This window comes from Paenibacillus sp. tmac-D7 (assembly GCF_006519665.1).
Taxonomy (GTDB): domain Bacteria; phylum Bacillota; class Bacilli; order Paenibacillales; family NBRC-103111; genus Paenibacillus_G; species Paenibacillus_G validus.
Genome location: NZ_VIDW01000002.1, coordinates 15,609 through 29,767 on the forward strand (window position 1 = coordinate 15,609; position 14,159 = coordinate 29,767).

The 14,159-nt window shown below is 54.1% G+C and carries 12 protein-coding genes; 1 reads left to right on the forward strand and 11 read right to left on the reverse strand.

Annotated features, from left to right (window positions below):
• Positions 1–69 precede the first annotated feature (69 nt).
• From FKP33_RS01540 to FKP33_RS01590, 11 genes are all read right to left on the reverse strand, one after another.
• On the reverse strand, positions 70–573 hold the full coding sequence (locus tag FKP33_RS01540) for a YhjD family protein (protein ID WP_127606084.1): 504 nt from the start codon (positions 571–573) through the stop codon (positions 70–72).
• Positions 570–1,838 carry a DNA polymerase IV gene (locus FKP33_RS01545; protein ID WP_127606086.1) on the reverse strand — a complete coding sequence of 423 codons (1,269 nt, stop codon included), beginning with the start codon at positions 1,836–1,838 and terminating at the stop codon, positions 570–572. The genes FKP33_RS01540 and FKP33_RS01545 overlap by 4 nt, the downstream gene beginning before the upstream one ends.
• A complete protein-coding gene (locus FKP33_RS01550; protein WP_127606089.1) occupies positions 1,835–2,206 on the reverse strand; it encodes a YhjD family protein in 372 nt (123 codons plus the stop codon). The genes FKP33_RS01545 and FKP33_RS01550 overlap by 4 nt, the downstream gene beginning before the upstream one ends.
• A gap of 234 nt (positions 2,207–2,440) precedes the next feature.
• Positions 2,441–3,874, reverse strand: coding sequence for a L,D-transpeptidase family protein (locus tag FKP33_RS01555; protein WP_164751752.1), 1,434 nt, complete (start codon positions 3,872–3,874; stop codon positions 2,441–2,443).
• Between the two features lie 149 nt (positions 3,875–4,023).
• Positions 4,024–4,761, reverse strand: coding sequence for an HD-GYP domain-containing protein (locus FKP33_RS01560; protein ID WP_127606091.1), 738 nt, complete (start codon positions 4,759–4,761; stop codon positions 4,024–4,026).
• Between the two features lie 121 nt (positions 4,762–4,882).
• Positions 4,883–6,475: a stalk domain-containing protein gene (locus FKP33_RS01565; RefSeq protein WP_127606093.1), complete on the reverse strand. Its 1,593-nt coding sequence runs from the start codon at positions 6,473–6,475 to the stop codon at positions 4,883–4,885.
• Between the two features lie 28 nt (positions 6,476–6,503).
• A complete protein-coding gene (locus FKP33_RS01570) occupies positions 6,504–7,181 on the reverse strand; it encodes a hypothetical protein (protein WP_141333798.1) in 678 nt (225 codons plus the stop codon).
• Positions 7,126–8,571: a FecR family protein gene (locus tag FKP33_RS01575; protein WP_181410020.1), complete on the reverse strand. Its 1,446-nt coding sequence runs from the start codon at positions 8,569–8,571 to the stop codon at positions 7,126–7,128. Before FKP33_RS01575 ends, FKP33_RS01570 begins: the two co-directional genes overlap by 56 nt.
• A gap of 63 nt (positions 8,572–8,634) precedes the next feature.
• Positions 8,635–10,473 carry a CHASE2 domain-containing protein gene (locus FKP33_RS01580; protein WP_127606097.1) on the reverse strand — a complete coding sequence of 613 codons (1,839 nt, stop codon included), beginning with the start codon at positions 10,471–10,473 and terminating at the stop codon, positions 8,635–8,637.
• 140 nt (positions 10,474–10,613) lie between these two features.
• Positions 10,614–10,847 (reverse strand): ferredoxin, encoded by a 234-nt coding sequence (locus FKP33_RS01585; protein WP_127606099.1) that lies wholly within the window; start codon positions 10,845–10,847, stop codon positions 10,614–10,616.
• A gap of 175 nt (positions 10,848–11,022) precedes the next feature.
• Positions 11,023–12,345 (reverse strand): DNA polymerase IV, encoded by a 1,323-nt coding sequence (locus tag FKP33_RS01590; RefSeq protein ID WP_258313354.1) that lies wholly within the window; start codon positions 12,343–12,345, stop codon positions 11,023–11,025.
• A gap of 177 nt (positions 12,346–12,522) precedes the next feature.
• Here FKP33_RS01590 and cimA point away from each other — a divergent pair, with 177 nt between their 5' ends.
• A complete protein-coding gene (gene cimA, locus FKP33_RS01595) occupies positions 12,523–14,142 on the forward strand; it encodes a citramalate synthase (protein ID WP_054796824.1) in 1,620 nt (539 codons plus the stop codon).
• The last annotated feature ends 17 nt before the right edge of the window (positions 14,143–14,159 follow it).

Sequence of the window (14,159 nt, forward strand, 5' to 3'; positions counted from 1 at the left end):
CCGGCTCCAACTGGATTTCAATACATGAAGCCCGCAGGAAGAAATGTTTCCGTCGGGCTTCTGCATGGTTTATATTTGTTGCTCATCCGGTCTTCCCGCGCTATACATGTTTGTTACAAGACTGTCGGCGTATCGTCCAATCCTCACACTTATTTCAGCACGCATGTAGTCTCTGGTGATTGTAAAACTATCTTCATGCTCACGGCAGATATATCGGTAGCGAATCATCCGATCATCTTTTTCCTCTTCAAACACACGGATGTTTTTTTCCAACAAGTATTTTTTTACTTTCGACAAGTCTACATGAATGTTTTTCGCCAGAACCTGAGCCGCTTTAGAATAGAGCAATCTCAAGGTTTCGGAGGAGCGTTCCACTTCCCGAGCCTTTCTTATAATAATCGAATGCATGATGGGCAATAACACATAATCTCTCATCATGTTGATTTCTTCCGTTGTCGGACGACTATGTTGAACTGATTTATCGTTGAGTCTGTTCTGAAATGCCTCTTTATGTTGCGGAAGCATCATCCGGCTGGATTCCCACAGCCCGTTCTTTTCAAGCTTTTTGCTCATTTATAATGCCCTCCGATTTTCATCGACCTATCCGCTGCTTGCCCGGCAGCGGTAAGCGATGAAGCTCTTACGATTGCGGCGCTGCCATATCGATTTTTTATACTATCCGTAGCTTTCTCCAAGGCTCTGGACTTTACCTGATCCTCAAAGAGGGTAAGCTGGTAATCCTGATCGTCCATTAACTGGCTTAATGTCACACCGACACGACGCACGGGCATTTTATTCCAGAATTTATAAAAAAGCATTTTTACGGTTTCAAATACGGTATTGGTGTGGTTAGTAGGGTCCTGCATCTTCATTTGGCGCGAGAATCCGGTCGGTGCTTCGTAGGGACTGCACATGCAGCTGACCGTGACTACAGAGCCCATATATCCTTTACGACGGCAGTCGCGGCATACCTCCTCTGTGAGCTCCAGTAAAATGGTGTTCACTTCCCACGTCTCCACATAGTCTCTAGGTAAAGTCATCATATGGCCGACTGATTTTGGCGGCGTGTTGAATGTTCCGGGTGTAACCGGGCTATCATCCAGACCGTTCGCCGTCCGCCACATCACCTCTGCATGAATATCCGATTGCTTGCCAAAGCGAGCACGAAATTTATCTTTAAGACGCGGCAGCGGCGTTCTGGCAATATCGCCGATGGTGTGCATTCCAAGACGAGCAAAATGTGCCGTCATACGTGAACCGACACCGAACATCTTATTTACGGGTTGTGGCCATAGCAAAGTCTCGACTTCTGTTTTTGACAAGGTAAAGATGCCACTTTCATTCTTCTTTGCCCATATATCCGTCGCGATTTTAGCAAGTATTTTATTAGAACTGATGCCTACTCTAACCCATACTCCGGTTTGACTAAGAACCTTTTGCTGAATAGATTTAGCGATCGTTTCAGGATCTCCAAAGATAGGCAAGCTTGCAGAAACATCCAAAAACTGCTCATCAATACTGAATATCTCAACAAGATCCGTAAACTCCTCATAAATCTTCGTAATCATCAGTGAGACATCAATGTAATGCTGCATCCGGGGACGCATGACAACGAGCTCCGGACACTTGATAAGGGCTTCGCCCAACCGTTCCGCCGTAGTCACCCCGAAGCTTTTCGCGATGGGACAGGCAGCCAGAATAATACCTGAGCGGCGTGCCGGATCACCGGCAACAGCAACGGGTTTATTTTTACATTCAGGATGATCCGCCTTCTCTACGCTGGCGTAAAAGCTCTGGCAATCCGCTAGAAAAATAGTCCTTTCGCTGTTCTCGCTCATCTTATCTGCCTCCGTAAGTTCATAAGCATGGTCATGAGCTCAGCCTTTATCAAACTCCTCAGCATGTTGAAATGATGAACGTAGCCGCGGACTTTGTATTCTACCTGAATACCCTGCGCATTCATTTCTGTACTCAAAACTTTAATATTTTGTTGGATCATCTTACTTTTAATGCTCTGCAATTTTGAATAAATGGAATCTTCAACTTCCCTAAGATAAAAAATGACATGACGGAAAACAATTTTGTCCTGATACATTTTTAACGTATCCATATCTCTGGCTAACATATCCAGCAAAATGGGCAGCAAGGTGTAGTCCTTGATGATTTGAATATCTTCTTCGGTTTCAATACTTGGATTAACACTCATACATCCACCACCATCATACGAACATATATTCTCGTTTCACATTATACACCGAACACTTGTTCTTTATGCAAGTGAATTTTTTGGAAATCGATTCTTCCCTCAGCCATGCAAAAAAAAACAGGTTACCGGCAGGCACCTGTCCTTTGCAATATTTTCGTACTCCATCTTTGCGGCTCAAATTTACGATCACGCCATCATCGTTGAACGGAACGCCAAAAGCGAGGGGAACGTCGTCTAATCGAGCCATTTATACACCTTGTTCGGGTTCGTATCGTCGGCTTGAGCGGGCAGCTTCAACGGGGTCGCGCTGACGGACGTGGCGGCAGGCAGCAAGCCGCGGCCGATCGTCACCTTCGTACCGAGCGGCGCCATGTCGAACAGCTCCTCCACGTCTGTCTGGCGCATCCGGACGCAGCCGAGCGACTGATCCTTGCCGATGCTCTTCGGCTTGTTCGTCCCGTGAATCGCGTATAACGTATCGGACAGCGTCATCCCTCGGCTGCCGAAATCGCCGTCTGATTGGCCGTTCGGATTGCGCACCTTCTCCGAAATAACGAAGCTCCCTTCCGGCGTCCGCGAACCGCCGAGACCGACCGGGTATTCGCGCACGACAATGCTGCCGCTCACGACCGCCAGCCGGTGAGCCGTTTTGTCTATCTTAATTTCAAGCGGCTCGGCGAGCGGTTGAATCAATCCCTCGGGAAGCTCACCGGGTGGCGTCTGACCTTGCGAAGATCCGCCCGCCTGCGCGGCTGAGCGCTCGTTCCAGCCCTGCATCTCTTGCGCTATAGCCGCCGAGTCGCGTGCGAACAGCTCCGACATATAAGGCGTCAACCCGGGCAGCACGTTGTCCGGATACGACGCCGTCAATTGCGAAGCTTCCGTAGGCGCTTGTCCGGTGCGCCGGATGTAGGCTGCCACCGCCGAGCGAAGCACGGCCTGCTGCTCCTGATGAGACATCCATGCCGCTACGACGCCGTCCGCCCGCTGAGCGTCGCTCGGCTCGCATTGACAGCTTTCCGCGTCGTGGTACAAAATTTGCTGCCGCGAAGCGTCAGACTCCGCCTCCACCGACAAGAGCGTCTCCGGCTTTCGCAGCCATTCGATCCAGGTCGAATCGCTGAGCGGGATGCCGCGCACCAGGATGCCGAAGCTTCTCACCCGTTCGAGCAGCAGCATGTGCTGCAGCGCTTGGCCGATCGTCTCCGGCGTTTTGGTCCCGGCCAAATAGTACACCCGGGTCGCCTGAATTTGCGCCGGCGTGACGTCCGCAGGGACGACGGCCGCAGGCTGCGCCAGCTCCTCCACCGTTCGCGTCTGCAGGCCGGGCGCCGAGAGCAGCGCAGCTCCGAGCGCAAGCATCGCTACGGCGAGACGCATGAACCGAATCCCCCAGCGGCGAGACGCCCGAGGCGGCTTCGACGGCCCGGGCGAAGCCGCCTCCTCCGCGGGCAGCACGACCTTCTGCTCTTCATAGGCCTCGTACACCTCGCCGGCTTGCGCATAGCAGTACAGCGCCTTGCCCTGCTTGCCTTGCTCCTCATACTCCCGGCCGAGCAAGTACCAGGCCATTTTATTATCGGGATGCTCCCGGACGTATTTTTTCAAATATTGCGGATCCTGTTTAAAAAACTGCTGCAGTTGTTCGTCGGAATCTTTCGTTCTCACGAACTCCCCCTCGCTTTCCACCCTTCTCCCCTATAATATCGGCCGGCGGCTTTTAATTGTGAAGGTGAAGGGGAGCCGCGGAAGCAGCGCCAAAAACCGCTCTGCAGCGGTTTCAGCTTCTTCTTGCCTTATTCATGAAGCGCTCCCTCTTACCTCTCCTCGAGGCTTGACGATGAACGCAGTACCGTTCCCGTGCGAAGCTTCTCTCGCATGACCGCCTCAAAGGCATCGACGATCTCGGGGTCGAAATGGGTCCCCTTGCAGCGTATAATTTCCGACATGCCTTCCTCGTAGCTGCGCCCTCGCGCGTAAGGACGGTCCGTCGTCATCGCGTCGAAAGCGTCGGCCACGGCGACGATTCGCGCGAAGAACGGAATTTGATCCCCGCGCAAGCCGTCGGGGTACCCCGAGCCGTTCATCTTCTCATGATGATATTTGGCAACCTGAGTCGCCTGAAGCATACGTTCTTCCGGCTCCATCTTGGACAAGATGCGGGCGCCGATCGTCGTATGCGCGATCATCTCCTGAAACTCCTCGTCGTTCAAGCTTTCCGCTTTCAGCAGAATACGATCGGGTACGCCGATCTTGCCGATGTCGTGCATCAACGCGGCGCGGTGGAAATGCTTGCATTCTTCCTCGGATATTCCAAGCTTCCGGGCGATCCACAACGAGTACAACGCAACGCGGGACGAATGCCCGGCCGTATAAGGATCGCGTGAATCCAGCGCCAATACGAGCGAATGAATCAAATTCATCGAGAACGGATGGTCCGGTTCCGCACCGCCGCGATTTAATTCGGATGCCGATTCCAGCAGCAGCTCCAAGTCACGGTTTCTTTTTTCCAATTGTTCGATACGCTTCAGCAACCGCTCTCGTTCGTCCGGCAAGCCGTTCACCTCTGTTCTTTGACGTCTGAATGTACATGTAATCTTAATCGAAAAGACCTATTCTGTGAAGAAAGTAAAGTCGCTCTCTCTACAGAATAAGCCTTGTTCCGTTCAGCGGCAATTATTTGCCAGTTGTCCGCAAGATGGCGGTGCGTGTCTTAGAATCCCATTCAACATCCAAGCCAATTTCTTCGGCGAAGAAACGGACCGGCACATAAGTGCGGTCTTGTTTGATATAAGGGGCGGCATCCGTGCTTTTCTCGACGCCCGCTTGGCCCTGCTCGATTCGTTTCACGCCGGTGCGGTCGATGTAAAGCTCAATCGTTACGCCGTCTTTACTCAGCTGGACGGCTCTAGCCGCATCGTCGAACGTTACGTTGTAACCGAGCGCTTCCGTGATCGCCCGAACAGGAACCATCGTCCGTCCGTTCCCGATTTCGGGCAGCGCATCAAACTCGATCCACTTGTCATCGAGAACGACCTTCACGTTCGTATCGTCCGGCAGGTTGGCGGGAAGCCGGAAAGGACGGATTTGACGAATTTTATTGTTGTAAGCGTCCGAAACAAGCAGACTGCCGTCTTCCAGCACGGCGACGTCCGTCGGACGATGCAGCTGCGCATAGCCTTCGATGCCGTCGGCCTCGCCCGTCGTTTGATCCGGCGCGCCGGCAAGCGTCGATACTTGACCGTCGAGCAAATAACGGATCGAATGGTTTTGGCTGTCGGCGATGACCACGCCGCCTTCTTCCGTAACCGACAAGCCCAGCGGGAAGTTAAACGCCGCGTTCAACGCCTCCCCGTCGGCAAATCCGCCCGGGACATACAGATCCTTGAGCGCTTCCGCTTTGCCGCTGCCGGCTGCCGTTGTGACGGTGCCTTGCTGCAGATCGATATAACGGATACGCTGATTGCCCGCGTCGCTGACGTACAGGTTGCCCTTGCCATCCAAAGCCAGCCCGCTCGGCTCGTTAAACTTGGCCTGAGCCAAAGCTCCGTCGGCGAAATCTCCCGCCGGCGCCGCTTGCCCTGGAGAAACCTCGACCGCCCGTCCGGATGCCGCATTTAACGTCGTCACTTGACCGCTTGGCGAAATGCTGCGAATCGCATGATTCAGCGTATCGGCTACATAAACGGTACCGTCAGCCGCGACGGCGACATCCAGCGGACTGTTGAAACGCGCCTTGGATCCCGGCCCGTCTTCCTTGCCCAGAACGCCGTCCCCGGCAATCGTGCTGACGTTGCCGGACGGATCGATTTTGCGGATCGAGTGATTGCCGGTATCCGCGACGTATACATTGCCTTGCGCGTCGGTCGCGATTCCCTGCGGGCCGGAGAACAGCGACAAGTCGCTTGCGCCGTCCAATCGCCCGCCGATCGGGAACCCTTTAGCGTCCATTTCGTAATAAATGCCGGCGTACGGGGTAACCAGCCCGCTGTAGATTTTGCGAATTTGATGATTGCGCGAATCGCTGAAAAGAACCGCTCCGTCCGGCTTGACGGCAATACCTGCCGGAAGCCGGAATTGCGCCGCATTCGTCCTGCCGTTGACGTTGCCGATATCCCCCGTTCCGGCGTATGTCGTCACTTGGAGCAATAGTTGATGATCCGCTCCCCGGAGACCGTCCGCGTACAAGCCCGCTGCAGACGCTCCGGTACCTCCGGCGATAACGGATGCGAGGATGGACAAGGCGATGATTTTCATGGCTTTATTCATGAGGTGCTCCTTTCTGGCCGCTGAAGCTTTAATTTAACGTCACAGCGGCCGATGCTGCCGCGCTGACCGGCAATTCGTATACGGTGCGGCCGTCTTTGTCAAGGACCTTTACATACATCAGCTTGACTTGTGTCGAAGCAGCCGATGTCGTTACGGTTAACGGCGCGAAGAGCAGCGTTGCCGTTTCGCCCTTCAAGTTGATTGGCGGCACCGGGCTGGAGCCGGGCGTCTCATAACGGGTGCCGGCGAAAATCAGCTGCTTCTCCGTCGTTCCGACCTCTTGCGTTAACGTTTCCGCCGAGTTTGCCCCGTCGAATATCGTTCCGTCATCACTAGGCAAGCCTGCGCCCGGAGCCTCGTAGTTCAAATCGGCCTTGTTGTAAGCGACATGCGCCTGAACCGCATAGAACGGAAGAGCTTCCAGGAAGTTCTCCATCTCCAGCTTCAGCATGATTTGATTGTTTTCCTTGACGCCGACCTGGCTCAGGGTCACTTTCGGTTCAACCACTTCGATCGCAATCTCTTTGTCTGCGCTTGTTCCGGCAGAATTGATCGTAACCGCATGCAGCCGGTAAACCCCAAGGGTGCTTGGTACGGTAACCGTAAACGCAGCTTCTCCGTTCACAACGTCTTTCGTTTCGTTGTTCAGCTTAATTTTCGAACCGGCCTCTGCGGTAAGCACGACGGTTACGCTTTGGTTTTTCAACGCCTTCCGGGGGGGCGCTCTTCACGACGGGAGCGCCCGGAGGCGTATTCCCGGAATCCCCGCTAGAATTAGATGGAGCTGGCGCGGGGGTTGGCGCCGGATTCGGATTGTTCTGTTGCGTTTGTTCGAAATTTTTTCTGGCCTCATCCGTCATACGGCTTAACAGCGCATCCTCGGCTTGTTTATTAGCCGCCGCCTTCGCTGCATCGTTCGCTTCCTTGATCCGCTTCTTGTCTTCTTCCAGCCGATTCAGCAGAGAACTCAGCTTATCCTTGTTGGCCTGAAGCAGATTGTCTTCACCGGTTTTCGGCGGCGCAGGGGGCTGCTCCCGCTTCGCCTTCTCGACCTCCGGGTCGATCCCCGCGTTCTTGTCCAGCAACGGGATCTTGTTCAAATCAATCTTTTTGAGCGGGTCTTCAATGTTTTGATTCGCCTGATCCACCATCTTCTGATCAATTTTCTTCTCATCGATGGCAGCTTTCACCAGGTTCGGGATAGCGGCATCGAAGTTGTTCATCACTTTCGCCAAATCGTCCTCCGACAGAAATTTGAGGATCGCAAACTCATCCGGCTTCTGCAAGCCTTGCTCGAACTGCTGCTGCAATTTTTGTTTCATCTCATCGAGCTCCCGCTGGATGTCGGGAATGTTTTTCACGAAAGCTTCCATTACCTTGGGCGAAGCCTGGTTTACGATTTGATTCATATCCGCATATTCAACCCTCGTACGCAAATCAGGCGCTTGCGTTCGCGTGTCCAGATTGATCTGCTGGGCCGGATACACCGCTGCGGTATTTGTAAGCTGTAAACTGGATTCGCCGGGCCCTGAAGTACCGGAAGTTACGGTCGTCGCCCTGACGACCCCCGCGGCAACCAGCATGGTCGTTCTACCCGTTAACGGATTGGTATATATGAAGAACTGCGTTCCGCGTACACCCATGACCGCCGTCGGCGTCTCCACCTCGAACTCGTCTTCCGAGCTGACGAGCGATTTCACTTTCGACCACATGGAGCCGGCCCAGGCTTTCACCTTCGATTTCTTCGCGCCCCCGTCTTCCATCAGCTCGGAGATGTACACCTCGGCGTTCTCCCCGATCGTCAGCTCATCGTTCCGGTCGACGATCCGCAGCACGGCCGACGCTCCGGGACCGGTGGAGATCGTATCCCCCTGATTCAGCGTCAAGTCTTGATAAACCGTATTGGAACGGGATCCGCCCGATTTCGTGTAGGTGACGTCGCCGCTCACTTCAACAACGACGGCGGAACGAACGGACTTGGCGGAAGCCGGTTCGGCGAATGCCGAAGACAGCAGCGACAAAACCATCGTCCCCGTTACGGCCCAAGACACCGTCCTCCGGCCTTTCCGTTGATGTGCTTCAGTTTCGTGTCTCACTGCAAAACTCCTCTCTTTACGATGTATAAGAACCATCGAAATCGAAATCGAACCCATTCTCGTCTAGGATACGCCGGTTTTCCTTTCCGCAGCTGACGCCGGAGCTCCCCGTATACCTAACACCTCGTACAGCTTCAGCGGCACGCTCTTCCCTTTCATCAGCTTCTCGCCGGCAAAGTTGTATTCGAAGTACGCCTTCGTCAGCTCATACGTCGCTTCGGAAACAAGCACTTGATTCGGCTGCGTGTTCGATTCGATCCGCGCCGCCGTATTGACGTTATCGCCGATCGCCGTGTAGTCGACCCGCAGGTAGGAGCCGATGTTGCCGACGACCATTTTCCCCGTGTTGATGCCGATCCCTACCGCAATCGTTACGCCATACTTCTCCAGCACGTCGGCGCGAACCTTCTCCATGCCCTTCTGGATCTCGAATGCCGTCTTCACCGCGTAGTACGGATGGTCCGGAACGTCAAGCGGAGCGTTGTACAGAATCATCGCTGCGTCGCCGATAAATTTGTCGATCGTGCCGTGGTTGGCCAGCGCCCGTTCGGTAATCAGGTTGAACATCATGTTGAGGAAATCGACGACCTCCTCCGGCTCGAGCCTCTCGGATAGCGGAGTGAATCCCCGGACGTCCAGGAACAGCACGGTCAGCTCTTTACTGATGCCGCCGAGCTTGATTTCTTGCTCGCTCGTAGCTATTTCTTTAACCAGATCGGGGGAGATATAACGGCCGAATTGTTTCGTTATGTAGTTTTTCTGCTTCGTCTCGAAGTACGTCTTCATGGAGATATTCCCGAGGTAGGCAAGCAATCCGCACGCCAGCGCGCCTACGACATCCATATATTGCAGCGAGGAGGAGAACAGGAAATATTGGCCCGCAAGGAGCGCAATCATGAGGCCGAGCAGGAGAAGCGCTCCCGAAGTCGCCCGGAGCCGCCAGGTCGCGATGACGGCGAACAGCGCCACGACGACGGCAAGCGCCAGCTCCAGCAGCCCGTTCACCCGCGCAATGACTTGATCTTTCAAAATTTGGTTCAAGATGTTCGCATGCGCGTAAACCATGTGCATATGGTTCTCGATCGGGGTAATGCCTTCATCCGAGCCCGGCGCCACATAACCGACCAGAATAAGCCGGTCCTTGAATGTCGCCGGAGGCACTTTGCCTTGCAGCACGTTATTGAAAGGAATCGTTTCAAAGTCAAACTCCTTGGCGTCCCATCGAATCAGCATCTCCGATTTCGGACGGTCTTTCAGCATCGGCAAATTCAAGTAGCGATCCACATTGGCGCCCGCCAGTTGGGCCATCGCCAAGCCCATCGACGGAAATAGGCCTTCGGGCGTATGGATTTGCAGCCAGTTCGAGCGGACGACGCCGTCAGTGTCGAACGTTGCGTTGATGTGCGCCCGGTGCACGGAGTCTTTAAATATCGGAATCGGCTGCTGCACCCCGCGGGCCTCCATCCATTCGCCGGCCCTGACCGTCGTGCTGCGGTTGAATTCGCCTTCCACCAGCGCGTGCGAAGGAAGAATAATGTTCTTATGCTTGGCCAGCTCCTCGGCAAGCGCCTGGTCGCTCTCCGGCTTGTCGCTTTCGGTGTACAGCTCGATATCGAAGGCGATGACTTTAGCCCCGCCCTGTTCCAACTTTTGAATCAGCTGCGCGTAAACCTTCCGGTCCCACGGATAAGGTCCCACTTCCTTAATCGACTGCTCGTCGATGCCGATGACGACGATATCCTCATGCGGCTGCTGGGACATCGTACCTTTCAAATTCCACATATATATCTCATTCGACAGCACCTTCAACCAACCGGACGCCAGTATGACGATACCTAACAATATGATGATTGCATTGCCAATAAAAAGGACGGTTGACTTGCTCATTTCCTTCTTCTTCATGAATAGCCCCCAGCGATCAGTATACGCCACTATATTTTAACATACAAAAACATTTAAAGAATCAAGGAATTGTAAAAACATATGAAAAAAAGCCTACCCCCGATGGCCGGGAATAGGCTTTAAGTTGCAGGTCGAATCGATTAGTTAAAAGGCGTATCCGCCACTTTAATAGAGTCAGTCGGGCAACCGTCTTGCGCGTCTTGCAGATCATCGTACAGGTCTTCCGGAATTTCCGTAACGCCTTTGTTGCCGTCGCCTTCGAAAATAACTTCAGCAAGGCCCTCATCATCGTAATCGTAAATATCAGGTGCCGTGGCGCCGCATGCGCCGCACGCGATACAGGTGTCTTTTTCAACCCAAGTATATTTTGCCATGTCTAAGTTCCTCCCTTGATTGTGTAACCTTATCCTAAAATATAATATTATAAAAAACAAGAAAGTTCAAATAGAAAGTATGAAACAAATCGTTCACGGAACGAGAACGGTAGCCTCTCTATACGTTATATTAACCCGAACGGCCCAACCTTAAAACAAAACGAACGCAAATGGTTCAGGAATCGTCTTCCACCTCGAGCCCCTTGAGCCGCAAGTGATCCATCTGCAGCGACGTGCCGCGCACTTTGGCGTTACGGATCAGCGTCGACGGATCGTCGCCCAGCATCCCGGCCGTCAACACCGCGCTTTCCCCGTACTTGTCGCGCAGCTTGTCGAGCGTCCGGTTGAGCTTTTCTTTCACCGGCTGCTTCTGATAGCTGAATAAATCGAGCTGCACGGCGGATTCCTGCCGCGAGGTCAAATTTTGCAGCGTAAGGCCGACCAGGCGCACCGGGTCCCCTTCCTTCCAATAAGCATCGAACAGCTTGCACGCCATCCGGTAAAAGTCGTCGGCGCTCTCCGACGGCTCCGTAAGCTTAGCCGCTCTCGTAATCGTCTTCATATCCGGATCGCGAATCGTCACCTGCACGGTGTGCGCGAGCAGCTCCTGCTTGCGCAGTCTGCGCCCCACTTGATCCGCCAAATTCAGAAAAACGCGGTGAAGATCAGCACGCTGCGTATAGTTCACGGGCAGCGTCGTCGTATGGCCGATCGATTTGCTCTGTTCGCGCTCCGGGTTGACGGGGGCGTCGTCCTCGCCGTTCGCCGCCCGTTTCAGCCAGGCGCCCATCACCCCGAAGTGGTTCGTCAGCAGCCTCTCATCGGCATGCGCCAGCTGACCCAGCGTATGAATTTGCAGCCGTTTCAGCTTATCCGCGGTCTTCTTCCCGATCCCGAACAGCAAGGCGCACGGATGCGGCCATAGCACCCCGGGGACGTCCCGCTTCCGCAGCACGGAGATGCCATTTGGCTTCTTCATATCGGAAGCCATTTTGGCCAGCAGCTTATTCGGGGCGACGCCGATGGAGCAAGGCAAGCTAAGCTCCTCGCGAATGCGGCTCTGTATCGTTTGCGCAATGTGCAGGGGCGTGCCGAACGACTTCGAGCCGGTAATATCAACGTAACATTCATCAATCGACATCGTTTCCACGAGCGGCGAATAGTCATAAGCGATTTTCATAAAGCGGCGGGAGAACTGGCGGTATAAATCGAAATCGGGTCGGATCAAAATCAAATTCGGGCATAACTTCAACGCCTCGCGAACGAGCATTCCGGTCTTCACGCCGCGGGCCCGGGCGACGTACGAACACGTCACGATGATGCCTTTGCGCAGCTCCACGCTTCCCGCCACAGCCAGCGCCTTGCCGCCGTACTTCTCCGGCTCGACGGCTTCATGCACGGAGCAATAAAACGCGTTCATATCGATATGCAGAATCACTCTGCCGTTCAGCGGATAACCGTTCGCCGGCATCCGCGTCTCCTGGGTTCCGTCCGACATCGCCCGGGTCACCTCCTCACTTCGCTATCTCTAGCATAAATCGGCTCGCGGCGTCGGTCAACTGCCGCCCTGACGGCATGATTTTATATTCTATAATATCCCTAACAAGAAACAATGTGCTATAATTATGAATTATACTTTGCCATCGATAGGCTTTCACGAAACAGGAGGATTCCCATGACAGGCACCGTTAAAATTTTCGATACTACGCTCCGCGACGGAACGCAAGGAGAAGGCGTCAGCCTTTCCGTGGAAGACAAGCTGAAAATCGCCCAGAGGCTCGACGCATTGGGAGTTACTTATATTGAAGGCGGCTGGCCGGGAAGCAACAACAAAGACATCGAGTTTTTCATTCGCGTCAAAGATTTGAAGCTCAAGCACGCCAAGGTGACCGCCTTCGGCAGCACGCGCCGCAAAGAAACGCTCGCGGATCAAGATCCGAACCTGAACCGAATTATCGAAGTCGGGGTTTCGGTTGCCACCATCTTCGGGAAGTCGTGGGATTTCCAGGTTCATACCGCGATCCAAACGACCTTGGAAGAAAACCTGGCGATGATTTTCGATTCCGTCCGTTACTTGAAGCAGAACGGGCTCGAGGTTATCTACGACGCCGAGCACTTCTTCGACGGTTACAAAAGCAACCCCGACTACGCCTTGGCTACCATCCGCAAAGCGGAGGAAGCAGGCGCGGATTGGATCGTGCTGTGCGATACGAACGGCGGCACGCTGCCGCACGAAATTACGGAAATCGTGAAGGTCGTCCGTCAATCGGTCGCGACGCCGGTCGGTATCCACGCCCATAACGACTGTGAGCTCGGCGTCGCCAACAGCCTCGCGGCTGTCATGGCCGGCGCTACGCAAGTGCAGGGCACCATTAACGGGTACGGCGAACGCTGCGGCAACGCCAACCTCGTGTCCATTATTCCGAATCTTCAATTAAAGCTGAACTACAGCGTCATCAGCGAAGAACAGCTGGCCAGCTTAACCGGCGTCGCCAGATACGTCAGCGAAATCGCAAATATGCATATGCCGGTGAACCAGCCGTATGTAGGAGCGGCCGCTTTCGCTCACAAGGGCGGCATTCACGTCTCGGCCATCCTGCGCAACTCCAGCACATACGAGCATATCAAGCCCGAGCTTGTCGGCAACAAACAGCGTGTCCTCGTCTCCGAGCTGGCCGGTCAAAGCAATCTCGTATTCAAAGCGCAGGAAATGGGTCTTGATTTCGATACGAACAACCAGCAAACCAAGCAGTTGATCGAGCAGATCAAAGAAATGGAGCATCAAGGCTACCAATTCGAAGGTGCAGACGCTACGCTGGAGCTGCTCATTCGCAACGCATACGGCAAGCTGGAGGAAGTATTCTCGCTCGAATCGTTCAAAATTATGGTCGCCAAAACGATGAACCAGCCGGTATTAACCGAAGCGATCGTGAAAGTGAGAGTCCACGGCGAAACCTGTTATAACGCGGCCGAAGGCAACGGCCCGGTTAATGCGCTCGACAACGCCCTGCGCAAATGCTTGCTGCAGTACTACCCCGGCCTCCAGAACATGCATTTGTCCGACTATAAGGTGCGTGTGCTTGACGAGAAAGACGCAACGGCCGCGAAGGTTCGCGTACTGATCGAATCGTCCGACTTCCAGAATACGTGGAGCACGGTCGGCGTCTCCGAGAACATTATCGAAGCCAGCTGGCAAGCGCTTGTCGACAGCATCCGTTATGCCTTGCTGAACCAAACAAGAGCCGCGAGCAAGCAAGCAGAGTCTAAAGAACGCTTAGGCCTTGTCAACCACTAGAACGAGTGAAGCTGCAG

What these genes read in the sequence shown, in the direction of transcription:
- cimA (WP_054796824.1), top strand. Translation starts at nt 12,523, where the DNA reads ATGACAGGCACCGTTAAAATTTTCGATACTACGCTCCGCGACGGAACG.
- FKP33_RS01585 (WP_127606099.1), bottom strand. Translation starts at nt 10,847, where the DNA reads ATGGCAAAATATACTTGGGTTGAAAAAGACACCTGTATCGCGTGCGGC.
- FKP33_RS01590 (WP_258313354.1), bottom strand. Translation starts at nt 12,345, where the DNA reads ATGTCGGACGGAACCCAGGAGACGCGGATGCCGGCGAACGGTTATCCG.
- FKP33_RS01545 (WP_127606086.1), bottom strand. Translation starts at nt 1,838, where the DNA reads ATGAGCGAGAACAGCGAAAGGACTATTTTTCTAGCGGATTGCCAGAGC.
- FKP33_RS01550 (WP_127606089.1), bottom strand. Translation starts at nt 2,206, where the DNA reads ATGAGTGTTAATCCAAGTATTGAAACCGAAGAAGATATTCAAATCATC.
- FKP33_RS01540 (WP_127606084.1), bottom strand. Translation starts at nt 573, where the DNA reads ATGAGCAAAAAGCTTGAAAAGAACGGGCTGTGGGAATCCAGCCGGATG.
- FKP33_RS01580 (WP_127606097.1), bottom strand. Translation starts at nt 10,473, where the DNA reads ATGAAGAAGAAGGAAATGAGCAAGTCAACCGTCCTTTTTATTGGCAAT.
- FKP33_RS01565 (WP_127606093.1), bottom strand. Translation starts at nt 6,475, where the DNA reads ATGAATAAAGCCATGAAAATCATCGCCTTGTCCATCCTCGCATCCGTT.